We start from the raw sequence: 18,967 nt of genomic DNA, 5'->3' as shown, positions 1-18,967 counted from the left end.
TCGGGGCCTGTTCTATTCAGGGGCCGGAAAAGGCGGGGAAGGTCAATTGCCGCGTTTGCTGTTGATCTGCTTCAGGCGATTGCCTTCAAAGCGCAGGTATTGATACATGCCGTTGCTCGGGCCGTAGGTCCATTCCTCGACCTGAAACTCTTCACGACGGTTGGCGCTGCGCTTGTAACCGAGCAGATCGCGACCGACCGGCTCACCACATTTTTGCAGCACCTCGCTGGCGCGGTCGCCAAGGCTCACCAACTGGCTGCCGCAGCGCAAGGTATCGGACGCCGCAGCCTGGCTGGCGAGAAACACCAGCCCCAGTGCAGCCAGCCACTTTGGGTTCATCACTCGGCATCCAGATGCATTTGCGTCACCACCCGGCCGTCGCTTTCCGCTTCGCCGAGGTTGGCGTCGATGAAGTACACACGATCGTCGGCCAGTTGGCCCTTGTCTACCAGGTAATCCTTGATGCTGCTGGCACGGTCCTGACCGAGCTGGCGCAGCAGCACATCGCTGGAACTCCAGAACTTGATCACGTCGGCGCGCATTCTCGCGGTGCGTTCTTCCTTGCCCAGATCCTTCCACTCGGCCGGTGGCTGGGTTTTCAGGCGGGTGCGATAGATGCCCTCAAGCAGTGGGCCTTTTTCGTTATCCGGGACCTGGATCAGCGAAGCCTGCGCCGGCACCTTGTCGCCACGGCGCTGGAGCATCTTGTAGTAGTTGTACTGGTATTCACGTTCCAGGCGCTGTTCGGCGAGCAACGGGCCATCACTGCTTTTTGCCGCAGTGCCTTCGATTTCCAGGCGCAGGGCCGGACGTTCCTTCAGCGCTTGCGACAGCTTCACCAGCGCCGCTTCGGCGTCTTTGCTCAGGTCGCTGGAACCCGGTGCGAAGGACACGGTGCCGAGGTCTTCCGAGCCGCCACCGCTGACCAGACCGCCAATCAGCTTGAACGGTGCGGCGGCAGCCTTGACGATCAGGTTGCGCAGGGTCTGCCAGACAATCGGCATCACGCTGAATTGCGGATTGTTCAGGTCACCAGTGACCGGCAGTTCGATGGAAATCTTGCCGTCGACGTCCTTGAGCAGGGCGATCGCCAGTTTTAGCGGCAGGCTCACGGCATCCGGGCTGTCGACTTTCTCACCCAGTTGCAGTTGCTCGACCACCACTTTGTTCTCGGCCTTGAGCTGGCCTTTGGTGATCAGGTAATGCAGGTCGAGGTTGAGCCGGCCCTTGCGGATGCGGTAGCCGGCGAACTTGCCGGAGTAGGGCGTCAGGGTGGTCAGTTCGACCCGTTTGAAACTGGTGGCGATGTCGAGGCTGGCCATCGGGTCGAACGGGTTGACCGCGCCTTTGATGGTCACCGGCGCATAGCGGTCGACCTTGCCCTTGATGTCGACGCTGGCCGGTTTCGCCTGACGGCTGTCGATGGTGCCGATCTGGCCGTTGAGTTGCTGGACCGCCGTGGCAAAGTTCGGGGTCAGGCTGAAGTCGGCGAAGTTGGCCGAGCCGTCGTTGATCGCGATGCCGCCGATGTGAATACCCAGCGGTTTGTCATTGCTCGCCGGTTTCGCCGCGGCGGTCTTCGCCCCGGAATCGGCCGGCTGCGGAATCAGCAGGTCGTCGATGTTGGTGGTGCGATCATCGTTGATCATGAACCGCGCATACGGCTGGAACAGGTTGACCCTGTCGATCGACAGGCTGTCGCCGTGCTGATAGTTCAGGCCTTCGACCACCACTTGCTGCCACTTCAGGAAGTCGCGGGTTTTCAGGGTGTCGAGGGTGTGCAACTGATCGATCTGAGCACGACCGGTGACGCTGAGGGCCAGCGAGTCAGTGCTTTTCAGGTTCACTTTCAGGTCGCTGCCGAGCATGCCGCTGCGCAGTTCGAGGCGAATGAACGGGTTGATGTAGGACTGCGCGACCCGCAGGTCGATGTCCTGGGTTTTCACGTTGAGCTGTGCGGTGACCGGCGCCAGATTGACCACGCCATCGGCGCTGATCTTGCCTTGCTTGCCCAGCCCGGTGTCGAGCCTGAGGTTGAAGGGCGAGCCGTTGAGGCTGTCGAAATTCTGCAGATCGACGTTCAGGGGCGTGACATCCAAAGTGACTTCCGGCTTCGCCGAACGGTCGGCCAGATGCACTTTGTAGTCACGCAGTTGCACGTCCTTGATCAACACTTGCCACGGTTTGCTCGGCGCGGTCGGTTCGGGTTTCGGCGAGTCGGCTGCCGCCGGTGTGTTCGCAGGTTCGGCAGCCGCTTTTGCGGCGGGTTTCGACGGCTGGCTGGCGAACAGTTTTTGCCAATCCAGTTGGCCGTCCGCTTCCAGGGCTGCCCAGGTTTCCAGTTTCTGACTGCGGATCTTGCCGACCACCACTTGCTGTTTGGCCAGGTCCACCGTGGTGTCGCTGACGTCGAGACGCTCGAGTTTCGCCAGCGGGCGCCCGTCCGGCGCCTTGATGGCGAACGGCGCGATATTGACCGCGACGTTGCTCAGCAGCAGTTCGGTTTCCTTGGACAGGTTGAGCTTGTAGTCGGTGCTCAGGCTGACGACCCCGTTTTCCAGCACCAGTGGCACGGCATCACGCACGTAGGGCCAGAAGGCTTTCATCTGGCCGTCGGTGATCTTGAGCGTGCCTTCGGAAGCGATCGGGATCAGGCTGAAGTTGCCTTTCCAGTCGATCTGCCCACCGGCCGGGCCGATCGCGACGAGGGTCATGTCGGCGTTGTCTTCGGGCAGGGTGCTGAGGTTTTTCAGCTCGAAGTCGAGCTTGTCGTACAGAAATTCGATCGGCTCGCTGGGCCGCGCATCCACAAAATGCAGGTTGCCGCCGGCCAGCTGGATCCGGTCGATGCGCAGCGGAAACGGTTTGGCGTCGGGATCGGCCGGGGTGGGCTCGCTGGCCGGGAGCTTGAACAGACCGAGGAGGTTGAGCTGACCGTCCTTGGCGAACAGGATCTCGGTCCTGGATTTTTCCAGTTCGATGTCGGACAGATGCAGGGCTTTGGTCCACAGGCTGTCGAGTTGCAGGTTGGCGTACAGACGTTCGAAGCCGACCTGTTCCTTGCCCGGCTCGCCGATCACCAGGCCCCACAGCGTGAGTTCAAGGCTGAACGGGTTGAGTTCGATACGTTGCAGATGCGCCGGCACCGTGGCGTAGTTGGCCAGTTGCTGATTCACCACCCTGAGCGCAATGCCCGGCAAAATCAGGAACCCCAGCAGGCTGTAGAGGGCCAGGGCAGTCAACAGGGCGCCAATCGCGCGAATCAATCCTTTGGGCATGTGCGGCTTCATCTGTCTGAATCGGAGTGCCTTGGAGTATGGCACGCGATTCCGGTTCCGAAGCAATTGCCCATGCTCAGGATTGTTCGGATATTTCCGTGGGAAATTTCCTTGGCAACGCTTAGAGCTGAAGGATCAGGGTCTTCAGCGGTGGCTGCTGATCCAGCGACGGGAAGTCGCGGCCCGGGTTCATCACGCTCCACTCACGCACCGGCCGCCCGGCTTTTTCGGCGCAGCGCAGCACCTGTTCGCGCCAGTCGTCCATGCTGACTTTCGCCAGATTGTTGCAGCAGATCAGCACGCCATTCTCGGCGGTGGTCAGCAGGGCTGGCTTTAGCAGGCTCTGATAATCGCGCAGCAGGTCGACGGTGCCGAACGCACTCTTGGCCCACGCGGGCGGGTCGAGCAGCACGAGGTCGTACTGGCGCTGTTCGAGACGCTGATAGCTCGGCAGTTTCTGCCCGCGACGCTGGCTGATCGGCAGGCCGGCCAGTTGGCGGATGGCCGGGAAGTAGTCGGACTGGATGAATTCCATGGTCGGCAGGTGCGGGTTGAGCTGACCGTTCTCGCGGCCGACTGCCAGATTGCCCTCGGCGAAATCCAGGTTGCACACCTCGCGCGCACCGCCGGCCGCCGCGCTGAGACCGACCCCGCAGGTATAGGCGAACAGGTTGAGCACACTTTTGCCCTTGGTGTGATCCTTAACCCAGCCGCGGGTGTTGCGCAGGTCGAGGAACAGCAGCGGATCCTGCCCGGCGTGACGTCCGCGCACACGATAATTCAGTCCCCATTCGTGGCCGACCAGATCGGCCAGCGCGGCGTCGTCGGCGCGGTAGACGCTGTCTTCACGATCAATCCGCGAGTTGCCACGGGAGCGGTCGTTGTAGACCAGCAGGGTTTCCAGGCCAAGAGTCTGGTTGACCATGGCGTGCATTTGCAGCAGGTCTTCACGCGCCAGGGTCTGGTGGAAGCTTTGCACCATCAGTTGCGGGCCATAGCGGTCGATGGTCAGGCCGCCGGCGCCTTCCTGGCTGCCGTGAAACAGCCGATAGCAGTCGGTGCCCTGGCGGTGCAGCTCGGCGAGCAGATCCTGGCGTTGATCGAGAGCGGCGCGCAGCGCCAGGTTCAAGGAAGACATGCGGGCGCCTTGCTGAAGGGAATCGGGGCGCGGGAGTTTAGCAGCAACTTGGCGGCAAGCGGCGAGCTTCAAACTTGAAGCTCGCCGCTTGCCGCTGCTCCTATTGGTTCAAGCGTTTATCGATCAAGCCCTGCACCACGCTCGGATCCGCCAGGGTTGAGGTATCGCCGAGGCTGTCGAGCTCGTTGCAGGCGATCTTGCGCAGGATCCGCCGCATGATCTTGCCCGAGCGGGTTTTCGGCAGGGCCGGGGCCCACTGGATCAGGTCCGGTTTGGCGAAGCTGCCGATTTCCTTGCTGACGTGGGCCAGCAGTTCTTTCTTCAGTTCATCGCTGGGCTCGGTCCCGTTCATCGGAGTGACGAAGGCATAAATCCCCTGGCCTTTGACGTCGTGTGGATAGCCGACCACAGCGGCCTCGGCGATGCTGTCGTGCAGCACCAGCGCGCTCTCTACCTCGGCGGTGCCGATGCGATGGCCGGAGACATTGATCACGTCGTCGATGCGCCCGGTGATCCAGTAATCGCCGTCCTCGTCACGGCGGGCGCCGTCGCCGGTGAAGTAGTAACCGGGGTAGGGCTTGAAGTAGGTGTCGACCATGCGCTGCGGATCGCCGTAAACGCTGCGGATCTGCGCCGGCCAGCTCGATTTGATCGCCAGCACGCCACTGCCGGCGCCCTGGATTTCCTTCCCGTGTTCATCGAGCAGCACCGGTTGTACGCCGAACATCGGTTGGGTGGCGCAGCCCGGTTTGATCCGCTGGGCGCTGACCAGCGGGCTGAGCATGATGCCGCCAGTTTCGGTCTGCCACCAGGTATCGACGATCGGGCAGCGCTGTTCGCCGACTACGTTGAAATACCATTCCCACGCTTCCGGGTTGATCGGCTCACCGACACTGCCGAGCAATCTGAGGCTTTGCCGCGACGTTTCCTGCAACGGCCCGGCGCCTTCACGCATCAACGCGCGCAGGGCAGTGGGGGCGGTGTAGAAGATGTTGACCTTATGTTTGTCGATCACCTGCCAGAATCGCGAAGTGCTCGGGTAGCTCGGCACGCCTTCGAAAATCAGGGTGGTGGCGCCGTTGGCCAGCGGCCCGTAGACGATGTAACTGTGGCCGGTGACCCAGCCGACGTCGGCGGTGCACCAGAACACTTCGCCGTCGCGGTAATCGAGCACGTACTTGAAGGTCATTGCCGCTTGCAGCAGGTACCCGCCGGTGGTGTGCAGCACGCCCTTTGGCTTGCCGGTGCTACCGGAGGTGTAGAGGATGAACAGCGGGTCTTCGGCGTCCATCGGTTCCGGCGGGCAATCGTTACTGACGTCGCGCAGGGCCTGGTGATACCAGAGGTCGCGGCCTTCGACCCAGTCGACTTTGTTCTGGGTGCGCTCGACCACCACGACGGTGCTGACATTCGGGCAACTCTGCAGGGCCTTGTCGACATTCTGTTTCAGCGGCACGAATTTGCCACCGCGCACGCCCTCGTCGGCGGTGATCACGGTGCGGCAGTCGGCGTCGAGAATGCGGTCACGCAACGAGTCCGGGGAGAAACCGCCAAACACCACCGAATGAATCGCACCGATCCGCGCGCAGGCAAGCATCGCGTAAGCGGCTTCGGGGATCATCGGCATGTAGATGCACACCCGGTCGCCTTTCTTCACGCCACGGCTTTTCAGCACGTTGGCCAGGCGGCAGACGTGGTGATGAAGTTTGCTGTAAGTGATTTGTGTCGATTCGGCAGGGTCGTCGCCTTCCCAGAGGATGGCGGTCTGATCGCCGCGCTTTTCCAGATGGCGGTCAATGCAGTTGTAGCTGACGTTAAGCTTGCCACCGGCAAACCAGGCGGCTTCGCCGGTCTTCAGGTCATAGCGCTGGACGGTCTGCCACGGCGTGCTCCAGTCGAGGAAGCGGGTGGCCTGTTCGGCCCAGAAGGTGCTGGGGTGTTCAATGGATTCGCGGTACAGGCGCTGGTAGTCGTCCTGACTCAACTGTGCAGCCCGGCGGACGGCATCGGCTTTGGGGAACGTGCTGATATCGAACATGACGGTTCCTTATTCTTGTTGTGCGACAAGGATAAAGATGCGCCGAGAGTCCAAGAGGTTCAAGTCATCCACAAACGACTGTGGGAGCCAGCCTGCTGGCGATGGCGTCGTGTCAGCCAGCGCTTGGACTGACTGACAGATTGCTATCGTGAGCAGGCTCGCTCCCACAGAGTGAAGCTGCGGGGCTGGATCAGCCGCGGTGACGGCCGCGGAAGTAGTTGATCAGGCCTTGGGTGGACGCGTCTTCGGCGGCGGTTTCTTCGCTGCCGACCAGACGGTTATACACGCCCTTGCCCAGTTCCTTGCCCAGTTCCACGCCCCACTGGTCGAAGGCGTTGATGCCCCAGACCACGCTTTGCACGAAGACTTTGTGTTCGTACATCGCCACCAATGCGCCGAGACGACGCGGGCTGATGCGCTCGACCACGATGGTGTTGCTCGGACGGTTGCCCGGGATCACCTTGTGCGGTGCGAGTTTCTGCACCTGGTCTTCGCTCATGCCCTTGTCGCGCAGTTCCGCTTCGGCTTCCGGCAGGGTCTTGCCGAGCATCAGCGCCTGGCTCTGCGACAGGCAGTTGGCGTACAGCCACTGATGGTGGTCGGAGACCGGGTTGAAGCTGACGATCGGCACGATGAAGTCGGCCGGGATCAGTTGGGTGCCCTGGTGCAGCAACTGGTGGTAAGCGTGCTGACCGTTGCAGCCGACGCCACCCCAGATCACCGGGCCGGTATCGGTCGACACCGCGGTGCCGTCCTGGCGCACGCTCTTGCCGTTGGATTCCATGTCCAGCTGTTGCAAGTGCTTGGTGATGTTACGCAGGTAGTGGTCGTACGGCAGGATCGCGTGGCTTTGCGCGCCCCAGAAGTTGCCGTACCACACGCCGAGCAGGGCCAGCAGCACCGGCATGTTCTGTTCGAACGGCGCGCTCTGGAAATGCTGGTCCATGGTGTAGGCACCGGACAGCAATTCCTTGAAGTTGGACATGCCGATGGCCAGCGCGATTGGCAAACCGATGGCCGACCACAGCGAGTAACGACCGCCGACCCAGTCCCACATCGGGAAGATGTTTTCTTCGCGGATACCGAAGGCCACGGCCGCCGCGTTGTTGCTCGATACGGCGATGAAGTGGCGATACAGCTCGGCTTCCGAACCACCCTGAGCCAGGTACCAGGCGCGTGCGGCCTGGGCGTTTTTCAGGGTTTCGAGGGTGTTGAACGATTTCGACGAAACGATGAACAGCGTGGTCTCGGCGCGCAGTTTTTGCGTCAGCTCGTGGAATTCGCTGCCGTCGATGTTCGCCAGGTAATGGCAACGCACGCCTTTCTGGGCATAGGACAGCAGGGCTTCGGAGACCAGCTCGGGGCCGAGGAACGAGCCACCGATGCCGATGTTCACCACGTCGGTGATCGGCTTCTCGGTGTAACCGCGCCACAGACCGTCGTGGATGCGGCCCACGAGATCGGTGATCTGGTTCAGCACCTTGTGTACTTCAGGCATCACGTTGACGCCGTTGACCGACAGTTTGTCGCCGACCGGGCGACGCAGGGCGGTGTGCAGCGCCGGGCGGCCTTCGGAGGAGTTGACGATTTCGCCGTCGAACAGCGCCTTGATCGCGCCTTTGAGATCGACTTCATTGGCCAGACCCACCAGCAGGTTGCGGGTCTCGGCGTTGATCAGATTCTTCGAATAGTCGAGAAACAGTCCGCAGCTGCTGAGAGTGAACTGATTGAAGCGCTGCGGATCGGCGTTGAAGGCTTCGCGCATGCTGAAATCCTGCATGGCTTGGCGGTGATCTTTCAACGCTTGCCAGGCAGGCAGAGCGGTAACGTCATGAGGAGTGCGGTAGTACGCCATCGCTGCGGTTTTCCTTTTTACTTGAACGGCCTTTTGAACACTGAAAAGACCTCCCCGCCATGTTTGGGCGAGGGGGCAACTGCGTCGACACGATTACTTTGGCGCAGGGCGAATACAGTAAACCCAGCGCCGCGATCTGTCTTGGCTTTGTCTGACCTGTTTTCGGTACTTTTTTAACATTGATAACAGACGGGGCCGACAGACGGCGGGTAATGCGAGCAAGTCCCTGCTTATCGCGTGGCGTCGAACGGCGGGAAGTTTGCCCGATGGGCAGGTGCTCAGCAATACGGTCTGCAAGCGCGTGCAAAAGCTGTGGAAGCGGGGTTGCTTCCACAGCGTCTGCCGGTGTTCAGGCGGGGGTATCGAGATTCAGATGCAGGTTGTCGATCAACCGGGTGGTGCCGAGGAAGGCCGCGACCAGAATCACCAGATCGCGATCCTCCGCCGTTGCCGGACGCAGGGTCAGGGCATGGCGGATTTCCAGGTAGTCCGGACGCAGGCCGGCGGCTTCCAGTTGCTGGCGTTGCGCCTGGATCAGGGCAGGGAAGTCGCGCTCGCCCTGCTTGATCGACTCGGCAATGCTGCTCAGGGTGCGATAGACCACCGGCGCCACGGCGCGCTGTTCTTCACTGAGGAAACCGTTGCGCGAGGACAGCGCCAGACCGTCGGCGGCGCGTACGGTCGGCTCGCCAATGATCTGGATCGGCATGTTCAGGTCGTGCACCAGCGCGCGGATCACCGCCAGTTGCTGGAAATCTTTCTGGCCGAAGATCGCCAGGTCCGGCTGGACCATGTTGAACAGCTTGCTGACCACCGTTGCCACGCCTTCGAAGTGCCCCGGACGGCTGGCGCCGCACAGGCCTTCGGACAGTTGCGGCACGCTGACCCGGGTCTGACCGGCCATGCCGTCGGGGTACATTTCCTCGACGGTCGGGGCGAACAGCAGATCGCATCCGGCTTCCAGCAGTTTTTCCTGATCTGCCGCGAGGGTGCGTGGGTACTTGTCGAGGTCTTCGCCGGCGCCGAACTGCAGCGGGTTGACGAAAATGCTCGCAACCACGAAGTCCACGCGCTGGGTGGCCTTGGTGATCAGCGCGATGTGGCCGCTGTGCAGGTTGCCCATGGTCGGCACGAAGCCGATGCGCTTGCCTTCACTGCGGGCGCGCGCCACGGCGGCGCGCAGTTCACGTACGGTTTTGACGGTGTTCATGCAGAGAATCCGTGTTCGATCCCGGGGAAAGTGGTGGCTTTGACTTCACTGACGTAAGCCTTCAGCGCGGACTGGATGCTGTCCTGACCCTGCATGAAGTTCTTCACGAACTTCGGCACGCGGCCGCTGATCGACAGGCCGAGCATGTCGTGCAGTACCAGCACCTGACCGTCGGTGTCGCTGCCGGCGCCAATGCCGATCACCGGAATCTTCACGGCCTGGCTGATTTCAGCTGCCAGTTCGCTCGGCACGCATTCGAGCAGCAGCATGGCTGCACCGGCCTGCTCCAGCGAGATCGCGTCGGCGCGCATCTGGCGTGCCTGATTCTCGTTGCGACCTTGCACTTTATAGCCACCCAGAATGTTCACGGCTTGCGGGGTCAGGCCCATGTGGGCGCAGACCGGCACACCGCGCTCGGCCAGCAGGCGGATCGAGTCCGCCAGCCACAAGGCGCCTTCGACCTTGACCATGTGCGCGCCGGCCTGCATCAGCAGGGCGCTGTTGGTCATGGTTTGTTCGAGGGTGGCGTTGGCCATGAACGGCAGGTCGGCCAGGATCAGGGCATCAGAGTTGCCGCGTTTGACGCTGGCAACGTGGTAGGCCATTTCTGCGGTGGTCACCGGCAGGGTGCTGTCGTGACCCTGCAGGACCATGCCGAGGGAGTCGCCCACCAGCAGCACTTCGACACCGGCCTCGTTGCAGGCGTGGGCGAAGGTCGCGTCATAGCAGGTCAGCATGGTGATCTTTTCACCTTTCTGCTTGAGGCTCTGGAGCGTGGTCAGGGTGATGGCTGGCATGTAAGAAATCCTCGTTCAGGCGCTTTGGAAACTACTGCGAGTAACGCGCGTGATTCGTCATCTATTCAGGCGCACGCTCTTTCGTCGTGCTTATAAGGCCTGGATTGCGCCCTTGTATGCCGGGTTGGCGGCAGCGGGACGCCTATAGTCGTGATGAGGCCTCAGGAAGTCAATTGCATGTGTTACCGCATTGTTACGAGGGGAGTGTTACCGGCGTTACTGATGCGATTCAGCGGGCCGGCGGGCCTGATCTGCGGGTTTTTTGTCCTACAAGAACGCAAAAAGCGGGAGCCGATAGGCTCCCGCATCAACGGTTTGTGTCAGGCGTGAGAGAGGCGTTCGAGGCCGACGAACGGGCAGGCGGCGAGAAGATCGGCAAGAGCACGGCCATCGGCCAGACGCAGATCATCGGGCGCCAGTTCGGCCAGGGGATAAAGAACGAACGCGCGTTCCTGCATGTGGTAATGCGGGACTTTCAGGCGAGGTTCATCGATCAGGCGATCACCGAATAACAGAATGTCCAGATCCAGCGTGCGCGGGCCCCAGCGCTCCAGGCGTTCGCGGCCCTGATCGTTTTCGATCGCCTGCAAGGCATCGAGCAGATCCAGCGGGGCGAGCGCGCTGTCGAGCGCGGCAACCGCGTTGGTGTAACGCGGTTGGCCCGGCAGCAGGGAGTCGCTCTGATAAAACGCGGAGACGCCGACCAGTTCGGTGTCGGGCAATTGCCCCAGCGCGTCGACCGCGCTGCGCAGTTGTTCGGCCGGGTCAGCCAGGTTGCTGCCCATGCCGATGTAGATGCGTTCCATGCCTTATTCGCCCGTGGCGCTCGGTGCGCCGGCGCGTTTGCGCTTGGAACCGCTGCTGCGGCGACGCTTGCGCGGTGCACCACTGGCGTCATCACCCTTACCGCTGAGGTCACGGATCATGTCGCGACGTTCGCTGTCGTTGGCGTCCTGATAATCGGTCCACCATTCGCCCAGGCCATCGGTCTGCTCGCCGGCGCTTTCACGCAACAGCAGGAAGTCGTAGCCGGCACGGAAGCGCGGATTGTCCAGCAACAGGTCGGCACGTTTGCCACTGCGGCGTGGCAGGCGTTCCTGCATGTCCCAGATTTCGCGGATCGGCATGGTGAAACGTTTTGGAATGGCAATGCGCTGGCACTGCTCGGCGATCAGTTCGTGAGCACCTTCCTGCATGGCCGGAATCGGCGGCATGCCGCGCTCTTGCAGACGCAACACGCGGGCCGGCAGGGCAGGCCACAGCAGGGCGGCAAACAGGAACGCCGGGGTCACCGGTTTGTTCTGCTTGATCCGCAGGTCGGTGTTGGTCAGTGCTTCGCTGATCAGCGTGTGGGTGTATTCCGGGTTGTGTTCCAGCGCATCGGCACTGGCCGGGAACAGCGGCGCGAACAGTTGCAGGTCGACCAGCATCTCGAAGGTGATCGCGCCATGACCGGAGAGGAACAGCTTGAGCACTTCCTCGAACAGGCGGGCCGATGGGATCTCGCGCAGCATCGGCGCCAGTTCGCGGATCGGCTGGACGGTGTGCTTCTCGATACCGAAATTGAGCTTGGCAGCGAAACGCACGGCCCGCAGCATCCGCACCGGGTCTTCCTGGTAACGTTTCTTTGGGTCGCCGATCAGGCGGATCAGGTGGTTGCGGATGTCGTGTACGCCGTTGGCGTAGTCGAGGATGCGCTCGCTGACCGGATCGTAATACAGGGCGTTGATGGTGAAGTCGCGGCGTTGCGCGTCTTCTTCCAGGGTGCCGTAGACGTTGTCGCGCAGAATACGCCCGCTCTCGTTGCGCGAAGACTGATTGCTGTCTTCATCGTCTTCGTTTTGCGGGTGATTGGCGCGGAAGGTCGCGACTTCAATGATTTCGCGGCCGAAATGGATGTGTACCAGCTTGAAGCGGCGGCCGATGATCCGCGCATTGCGGAATTCGGCGCGGACCTGCTCGGGGGTTGCGCTGGTGGCGACGTCGAAGTCTTTGGGCGTGATGCCCAGCAGCATGTCTCGCACGCAACCGCCAACCAGGTAGGCCTGGTAGCCGGCGCCCTGCAGACGTTCGACGATGTTGACCGCGTACCGGCTGAATTGGGCCTTTTGCAGCGAATGTTGGCCGCTGTTGAGGACTTCAGGCGTGCTACGGATGTGTTGCGTACGACGCAGGGGAGTTCGGAATGACTGGAACAGCTTCTTCAGCATGGGATGCACTGTTTGAAGGAATGTTCGGCCATACCAGAGAATGACCGCATGATGGGCCGGGATTCTAGCATTTAGTCGAGGGATGGTGTAGGACGCTGCCGTTTTGCGCTGCAAGCCGCGGGCTAGAGGGGTGTAGGGGCGTGTGAAGGAGAGATTTGCCGTAAAGGAGAAACTACAAGGGGAGCCGAAGCTCCCCAAGAAGTAGTTGCGTGCTCTTTTTATTATTGATTCGGGCTTCTTGTTTTTGTTGAGTGCCCTCGTCATGAAGCTTTCCCTTCATGACCCTCCCAATCGGGAGCCAAGAGCAAACGGATTGCTTTGGTCGCTGTGTTGCAGTGATCTTGCGATCCAACCAGTACAGGCTCTGTCTTAAGACAGTTTTTGTTGTTCTCGGCCTGGTCGTGGGGCTAGCCCCAAATACAACGCCTCTCCAAAAGAATCAGTTAGCTGCGCCTCTCGCCGTCTTGTTTTTATTGTGCGTGAGTCGATTCGTCTTATTTTTATTGTCTTGTGCATTGCTTGTTATTGTTCTTGTACCAAACATATAGCAGGTGCCGTGCCAACTTTTGCGAACCCCAATAAAACAAGGGGTTAGGTCGATATAACCGTTTTCGCAGGGCGAAAAAAAGCCGGGGTTTCGTTACCGATAACCCCGGCGTCTGTTACGTGAAAAGACTGAGGTAACAGTTTTTTCACATCTTCAACGGTAACCCGCACACTCGACAGGTAACGTTCAGCTCTCGCTGGCGACCCCGGTCTTGCGCCGTGGAATGCCCAGACGCTGACGGCGTTCCCACAGGCATTTGCGGCTGACGCCCAGTTTGCGCGCCAGTTCGGTCTCGGTCATGTGGTCCTGATGCTCGAGCACGAAATGCTGGAAGTAGTCTTCCAGTGACAGGTCTTCCGTCGGTTCGTGGCTGCTGTTGCTGGCGTTACCGGCCGGTTGCGCCGGCAGGCCGATGAATTCGTCGTCCTCCAGATCGCCCAGTTCGATGTCGATGCCCAGCAGGTCGGCAGAGATTTCCGGACTTTCGCTTAGAATCACCGCGCGCTCGACGGCGTTTTCCAACTCCCGCACGTTACCCGGCCAGGAATAGTGCCGGATCGCCTGTTCGGCATCGGCGGCAAATTTCAGGTCGGTGCGGTTGATGCGCGCGCTCTGACGAGCGAGGAACGCATTGGCGATTTCGTTGACGTCGGCGCCGCGCTCGCGCAGGGCCGGGAGTTTCAACGCGATCACGTGCAGGCGGTAGTACAAGTCCTCACGGAACTGGCCGATTTTCGCCAGGCTCTTGAGATCCCGGTGGGTCGCCGCGATCAAGCGGACATCGACTTTCTGCGACTGGACCGAGCCCACCCGGCGAATTTCGCCTTCCTGCAACACGCGCAGCAGGCGAGCCTGGGCTTCCAGCGGCAACTCGCCGATTTCGTCGAGGAACAGCGTGCCGCCGTCCGCCGCTTCCACCAGACCGGCGCGACCGGCGCTGGCACCGGTGAACGCACCTTTCTCGTGACCGAACAGTTCGGACTCGATGAGGCTTTCCGGAATGGCGGCGCAGTTCACCGAGATCATCGGCGCCTTGGCGCGTTTCGACAGGTTGTGCAGGGCGCGGGCCACCAGCTCTTTACCGGTGCCGGACTCACCCTGGATCAGCACGTTGGAATCGGTCGGCGCGACTTTACGGATCTTGCCGTATAGATCCTGCATCGGCGGACACGAGCCGATAATGCCGATTTCGCCATTGCTGTTGTCGATGGCGGATTTGCCGCTGCCATTGGCCGATTTGGCCGGAGCTGCTTCGCCGGCGGCAGGCGCCGACTGGCGATCGCGCAGAATCCGCGCGACAGCCTGCAGCATTTCATCGTGGTCGAAAGGCTTGGCGATGTAATCCACCGCGCCCATCTTCATCGAGTCGACCGCCGAGCGCAGGCTGGCGTAGCTGGTCATGATCAGCACCGGTGTGCCTTGGCCGAGCTTGATCAGCTCGGTGCCCGGAGCACCCGGCAGACGCAGGTCGCTGACGATCAGATCGAATGTGGGAATACTGAAGCGTTCTTGTGCTTCCTGCACTGAACCGGCTTCGCTGACCTGGTACTGGTTGCGTTCCAGCAGGCGGCGCAAGGCGGAGCGGATAATGGTTTCGTCTTCGACGATCAAAATGTGCGGCATTGATTCGATACTCTCGACGGTCTCAGTTCACAGCGGACGTCGCTTCGACATGACGCGGCAATGTCACCCGGATACGGGTGCCGCGCTGGCTCTGAACATCAGCCGGGCTGTCGATGGTGATTTGTCCATAATGCTCTTCAACGATGGAATAGACCAGTGCAAGGCCCAGACCGGTGCCTTCGCCAGGATCCTTGGTGGTGAAGAAGGGTTCGAACAATCGATCCATGATGCTCGACGGAATACCGCTGCCTTCGTCTTCGACGATCAGATCGACCGTGTGTTCGCCGGCTTCGCTCTTGACCCGCACCGCACTGCCGGCAGGCGAGGCGTCACGGGCGTTGGAGAGCAGATTGATGAGCACCTGGGCGAGCCGCTGCGGATCGCCTTCGACCCAGTGATCGGGATCGCACAGGTTATAGAACTGGACTTCGAAATTGCGCCGGTTCAGGGCCAGCAGGCCGATGGCGTCCTGGGCGACTTCCGCCAGACAGACGGGCTCGTCGCTGTGCTGATGGCTGCCGGCGTGGGCGAAGCTCATCAGCGACTGGACGATGCGCGACACGCGTTTGGTCTGCTCGAGGATCTGGCCGCTGATTTCCGTCAGCTCACCGTCCTCTTCGCGCTCTTCGCGCAGGTTTTGCGCGAGACAGGCGATGCCGGTGATCGGGTTGCCGATTTCGTGGGCCACACCCGCCGCGAGTCGGCCGATGCTGGCCAGGCGCTCGGAATGCACCAGTTTGTCTTCGAGCATCTGGGTTTCGGTCAGGTCTTCCACCAGCAATACCAGGCCGCTGTTGCCCGGTGCCAGCGGCTCGTCGATCGCCGCTTTGTGCAGGTTCAGCCAACGGGTCTGGCCGTCGAGGGCCAAGTGCTGCTTGTGCAAGTGCTCGTCGGGCAGGTGGATGAAGCCTTGCAGCAGATCTTTCCACGGATTGGCGATGGTGCTCAGGCGCGAGCCGACAACCCGTTGCGCAGCAATTCCGGTCAGTTCTTCCATGGCCTTGTTCCACATCAGGATCTCCTGATCCTTGGCCAGCGAGCACACGCCCATCGGCAGTTCCTGCAAGGTCTGGCGGTGGTAGCGGCGCAGGGCATCGAGCTCGGCAGCCAGACCGGTCAGGCGCGAGTGGTAGTCCTCGAGACGGCTTTCAATGAAGTGGATGTCTTCGGTGACGTAGTTTTCACCGCCGGCCTTGTAGGGCAGGAAGGTTTCCACCATGTCCTGGGCGACGCTCGGGCCCATCAGGCCGGAGAGGTTGGCTTCGATCCGGTCACGCAGGCGGCGCAGGGCATAAGGGCGGCGCTCGTCGAAGGGCAGATAAAGGTCGCGCAGGGCCTGTTCGACTTCTTTCTGCGCAGCCTTGGCGCCCAGTGGCTTGGCCAGCTGTGTGGCGAATTCCTGCGGCGAGGCTGCGTGCAATTCGCGGCGTTGCGGGCGACGTACGTTGTCCACAGCGCAGGCTTCGGCGGCGCTGGCCTCTTCCGGGCTGGCATTGGTGAACAGCGAAATCAACGTGAACATCAGGACGTTGGCTGCCAGCGAGGCGATGGCCGCCATGTGCCAACTGGTGTCGTCCAGCACGTAGATCATGTTCAGCAGCGGAATATAGAAACCCTGCAGATTGCCGACCAGCGGCAAGAGCATGGTCACGACCCACACCACAATCCCCGCCAGCAGACCGGCGATGAAGCCACGGCGATTGGCGGTCGGCCAGTACAGCACCGACAGCACGCCCGGCAGGAATTGCAGGGTCGCAACGAAGGCGACGATGCCGAGGTTGGCCAGATCCTGCTCGGCGCCGAGCATCAGGTAGAAGCAGAAACCGGCCATGATGATCGCGACGATCAGCGCCCGGCGGGTCCATTTCAACCAGCGATAGATATTGCCCTCGGCCGGTGGCTGATAGAGCGGCAGCACCAGATGGTTCAGGGCCATGCCCGACAGCGCCAGCGTGGTGACGATGATCAGGCCGCTGGCCGCCGACAGACCGCCGACATACGCCAGCAATGCCAGCGATTTGCTGTTGGCGGCGATACCGATGCCGAGTGTGAAGTATTCCGGATTGGTGGTGGCGCCGAGTTTCAGGCCGGCCCAGAGAATCAGCGGCACGGCCAGGCTCATCAACAGCAGGAACAGCGGCAGGCCCCAGCTTGCGCTGACCAGCGAGCGCGGGTTGAGGTTTTCAGTGAAGGTCATGTGATACATGTGCGGCATCACGATCGCCGAGGCGAAAAACACCAGCAGCAATGTGCGCCACGGGCCTTCCTGCAGGGGTGTGTGCAGGGCGGCGAGGGCGGTCTGGTTCTGTAGCAGCCACAGTTCAAGTTGCTGCGGGCCGTCGAATACGCCGTATAGCGCGTAGAGGCCGACGCCGCCAAGGGCCACCAGTTTGATCACCGATTCGAAGGCAATCGCGAATACCAGCCCTTCGTGCTTTTCACGGGTGGCGATGTGACGGGAGCCGAAGAAGATCGTGAACAGAATGATCAGCGCACAGAACGCCAGGGCGACGCGATTCTGCACCGGTTCGCCGGTGAGGATGCCGATGGAATCGGCCACGGCCTGGATCTGCAACGCCAGCAGCGGCAAGACGCCGATCAGCATGAAAATCGTGGTCAGCGCACCGGCCCAGGTGCTGCGGAAGCGGAAGGCGAACAGATCCGCCAGCGACGACAGTTGATAGGTGCGGGTGATCTTGAGGATCGGGTACAGCAGCACTGGCGCCAGCAGAAACGCGCCGGAAACCCCGAGATAACTGGACAGAAAACCGTAGCCGTACTGATAGGCCAGACCCACCGTACCGTAGAACGCCCATGCACTGGCGTAGACCCCGAGGGACAGGGTGTAAGTCAACGGGTGGCGAATGATCGCCCGCGGGATCATGCCCCGTTCACTGATCCAGGCCACGCCGAACAGCGCGGCCAGGTAGGCGGCGCTGATCAGCAGCATCTGGGTCAGGCTAAAGCTCATCGGCATCTTTTTGGCTCTGCAGGATGAAGGTCACGACAATCAGGATCAGCCAGAGCAGATAAGGGCGATACCAGGCGCCCGTAGCGTCGATCCACCAATCCATGATGGCAGGAGAAAACAGGTAGATCCCCACGACCAGAAGCAGGACCAAGCGATAGATGTACATCCCGGCCTCTCTTTTTTATGCGCGTGCCCGAAAACGTGCGGCGATGGTAACGGATGGGCGCGCCACTGCAAGTGTCGTCACAGCAGTTGCGCTTCGGGCAGGGTCAGTGTGCGCGGGATTTTCAAGGCATCCCAGTGGGCGCTGCCCCAGTTCAACAGTTCATGCGGCGAGGCGTGGGCCAGTTCGGGCCCCGGATTTTGCCCCAGGGCACGCAAGGCTCGGAGCAGCAATGGCGTGGCCTGATCGGCTTCCAGCGGTGGCGAGCGATAGGACTTGCCGAGCTTGTTGCCGTCCGGCTGGGTAATCAGTGGCAGATGCAGGTAGCGCGGTTGGCGCAGGCCCAGCAGTTCTTGCAGATAGAGCTGGCGCGGCGTGGAGTCGAGCAGATCGGCGCCGCGCACGATGTCGGTGATGCCCTGCCAGGCGTCGTCCAGCACCACCGCCAGTTGGTAGGCGTAGAGGCCGTCGCGGCGGCGGATCACGAAATCTCCCACGTCACGGCCCAGATGCTGGCGGTATTCGCCCTGTACCCGGTCGATGAAATGGTATTCGAGCTCCGGTACGCGCAGGCGGATCGCGGCATTTTCCGGCTCATGGCCGGCGTTGCGGCACAGTCCCGGATAAATGCCATGGTACGGCTCGAGCTGTTTGCGCGAACAGGTGCAGGCGTAGGCCAGGCCGTGATTGAACAGGCTGTCGAGCACTTGGGCGTAGGCTTCGTGCCGATCGCTCTGGCGGACCATCTCGCCGTCCCATTCGAAGCCATAGCTTTCCAGTGCCTTGAGAATCGCCGCTTGCGCGCCCGGCTCTTCACGGGGCGGATCGAGGTCTTCCATGCGCACCAGCCAGCGGCCGCCCACCGAGCGCGCGTCCAGATAAGAGGCCAGGGCGGCGACCAGCGAACCGAAATGCAGGTGCCCGCTGGGTGTCGGGGCGAAGCGGCCAATGTAGGCGGGGGTAGTCATGGAAGTGTTGTCGCTGTTCGGGCTTGGGCACTCGGGTGGGAGCGAGCCTGCTCGCGATTGCAATAGACCACTCAATGATGATGTTGAATGTTATACCGCTATCGCGAGCAGGCTCGCTCCTACAGGAGGCGGGAACAAAAACGGAGCGTTCGCACGCTCCGTTTTTCGT

At 61.5% G+C, this 18,967-nt stretch carries 13 protein-coding genes; all 13 read right to left on the bottom strand.

Features of this window, described 5'->3' with window-relative positions:
* Window positions 1–42: 42 nt before the first annotated feature.
* The 13 genes from BMZ46_RS25690 to gluQRS all read right to left on the bottom strand — a co-directional run bounded on the left by BMZ46_RS25690 (window position 43) and on the right by gluQRS (window position 18,798).
* Window positions 43–339, bottom strand: a complete 297-nt coding sequence (locus BMZ46_RS25690) for a DUF2845 domain-containing protein (protein WP_074691468.1) — start codon at window positions 337–339, stop codon at window positions 43–45.
* Window positions 339–3,290 (bottom strand): DUF748 domain-containing protein, encoded by a 2,952-nt coding sequence (locus BMZ46_RS25685; protein WP_074691467.1) that lies wholly within the window; start codon window positions 3,288–3,290, stop codon window positions 339–341. The genes BMZ46_RS25690 and BMZ46_RS25685 overlap by 1 nt, the downstream gene beginning before the upstream one ends.
* A 109-nt stretch (window positions 3,291–3,399) precedes the next feature.
* Window positions 3,400–4,416 (bottom strand): class I SAM-dependent rRNA methyltransferase, encoded by a 1,017-nt coding sequence (locus tag BMZ46_RS25680; protein ID WP_074691465.1) that lies wholly within the window; start codon window positions 4,414–4,416, stop codon window positions 3,400–3,402.
* Window positions 4,417–4,516: 100 nt separating this feature from the next.
* Entirely contained in the window at window positions 4,517–6,454 is a 1,938-nt protein-coding gene (acs, locus tag BMZ46_RS25675) for an acetate--CoA ligase (protein WP_074691464.1), read from the bottom strand.
* A gap of 190 nt (window positions 6,455–6,644) precedes the next feature.
* A complete protein-coding gene (pgi, locus tag BMZ46_RS25670) occupies window positions 6,645–8,309 on the bottom strand; it encodes a glucose-6-phosphate isomerase (protein WP_039771644.1) in 1,665 nt (554 codons plus the stop codon).
* A gap of 349 nt (window positions 8,310–8,658) precedes the next feature.
* Window positions 8,659–9,519: a pantoate--beta-alanine ligase gene (gene panC / locus BMZ46_RS25665; RefSeq protein WP_007959604.1), complete on the bottom strand. Its 861-nt coding sequence runs from the start codon at window positions 9,517–9,519 to the stop codon at window positions 8,659–8,661.
* Window positions 9,516–10,316: a 3-methyl-2-oxobutanoate hydroxymethyltransferase gene (gene panB, locus BMZ46_RS25660; protein ID WP_039771642.1), complete on the bottom strand. Its 801-nt coding sequence runs from the start codon at window positions 10,314–10,316 to the stop codon at window positions 9,516–9,518. The genes panC and panB overlap by 4 nt, the downstream gene beginning before the upstream one ends.
* Window positions 10,317–10,636: 320 nt before the next feature.
* Complete coding sequence (folK, locus tag BMZ46_RS25655; RefSeq protein ID WP_074691462.1) at window positions 10,637–11,122, bottom strand: 2-amino-4-hydroxy-6-hydroxymethyldihydropteridine diphosphokinase; 486 nt, start codon at window positions 11,120–11,122, stop codon at window positions 10,637–10,639.
* A gap of 3 nt (window positions 11,123–11,125) precedes the next feature.
* Window positions 11,126–12,526, bottom strand: coding sequence for a polynucleotide adenylyltransferase PcnB (locus BMZ46_RS25650; protein WP_064599472.1), 1,401 nt, complete (start codon window positions 12,524–12,526; stop codon window positions 11,126–11,128).
* Window positions 12,527–13,259: 733 nt separating this feature from the next.
* The gene (locus BMZ46_RS25645) at window positions 13,260–14,696 is read right to left on the bottom strand and encodes a sigma-54-dependent transcriptional regulator (protein ID WP_011335968.1); all 1,437 of its coding nucleotides are present in this window, start codon (window positions 14,694–14,696) and stop codon (window positions 13,260–13,262) included.
* Between the two features lie 22 nt (window positions 14,697–14,718).
* Window positions 14,719–17,673 carry a sensor histidine kinase gene (locus tag BMZ46_RS25640; RefSeq protein ID WP_166742304.1) on the bottom strand — a complete coding sequence of 985 codons (2,955 nt, stop codon included), beginning with the start codon at window positions 17,671–17,673 and terminating at the stop codon, window positions 14,719–14,721.
* Window positions 17,657–17,833, bottom strand: coding sequence for a hypothetical protein (locus BMZ46_RS25635; RefSeq protein ID WP_003176118.1), 177 nt, complete (start codon window positions 17,831–17,833; stop codon window positions 17,657–17,659). Before BMZ46_RS25635 ends, BMZ46_RS25640 begins: the two co-directional genes overlap by 17 nt.
* Window positions 17,834–17,910: 77 nt before the next feature.
* Window positions 17,911–18,798, bottom strand: coding sequence for a tRNA glutamyl-Q(34) synthetase GluQRS (gluQRS, locus tag BMZ46_RS25630; RefSeq protein WP_074691460.1), 888 nt, complete (start codon window positions 18,796–18,798; stop codon window positions 17,911–17,913).
* Window positions 18,799–18,967 lie beyond the last annotated feature (169 nt).

The organism is Pseudomonas sp. NFIX49, assembly GCF_900115915.1.
GTDB lineage: Bacteria > Pseudomonadota > Gammaproteobacteria > Pseudomonadales > Pseudomonadaceae > Aquipseudomonas > Aquipseudomonas pharyngis.
Note: the sequence above shows the minus strand (reverse complement) of the source record. Positions and strands in the feature narration are given on the sequence as shown.

Excerpts from the sequence above, each read along its gene's own strand:
- BMZ46_RS25645 (WP_011335968.1), bottom strand. The coding sequence starts at position 14,696 with ATGCCGCACATTTTGATCGTCGAAGACGAAACCATTATCCGCTCCGCC.
- gluQRS (WP_074691460.1), bottom strand. The coding sequence starts at position 18,798 with ATGACTACCCCCGCCTACATTGGCCGCTTCGCCCCGACACCCAGCGGG.
- panC (WP_007959604.1), bottom strand. The coding sequence starts at position 9,519 with ATGAACACCGTCAAAACCGTACGTGAACTGCGCGCCGCCGTGGCGCGC.
- BMZ46_RS25650 (WP_064599472.1), bottom strand. The coding sequence starts at position 12,526 with ATGCTGAAGAAGCTGTTCCAGTCATTCCGAACTCCCCTGCGTCGTACG.
- folK (WP_074691462.1), bottom strand. The coding sequence starts at position 11,122 with ATGGAACGCATCTACATCGGCATGGGCAGCAACCTGGCTGACCCGGCC.
- acs (WP_074691464.1), bottom strand. The coding sequence starts at position 6,454 with ATGTTCGATATCAGCACGTTCCCCAAAGCCGATGCCGTCCGCCGGGCT.
- BMZ46_RS25690 (WP_074691468.1), bottom strand. The coding sequence starts at position 339 with ATGAACCCAAAGTGGCTGGCTGCACTGGGGCTGGTGTTTCTCGCCAGC.
- BMZ46_RS25635 (WP_003176118.1), bottom strand. The coding sequence starts at position 17,833 with ATGTACATCTATCGCTTGGTCCTGCTTCTGGTCGTGGGGATCTACCTG.
- pgi (WP_039771644.1), bottom strand. The coding sequence starts at position 8,309 with ATGGCGTACTACCGCACTCCTCATGACGTTACCGCTCTGCCTGCCTGG.
- BMZ46_RS25685 (WP_074691467.1), bottom strand. The coding sequence starts at position 3,290 with ATGAAGCCGCACATGCCCAAAGGATTGATTCGCGCGATTGGCGCCCTG.
- BMZ46_RS25680 (WP_074691465.1), bottom strand. The coding sequence starts at position 4,416 with ATGTCTTCCTTGAACCTGGCGCTGCGCGCCGCTCTCGATCAACGCCAG.
- BMZ46_RS25640 (WP_166742304.1), bottom strand. The coding sequence starts at position 17,673 with ATGCCGATGAGCTTTAGCCTGACCCAGATGCTGCTGATCAGCGCCGCC.
- panB (WP_039771642.1), bottom strand. The coding sequence starts at position 10,316 with ATGCCAGCCATCACCCTGACCACGCTCCAGAGCCTCAAGCAGAAAGGT.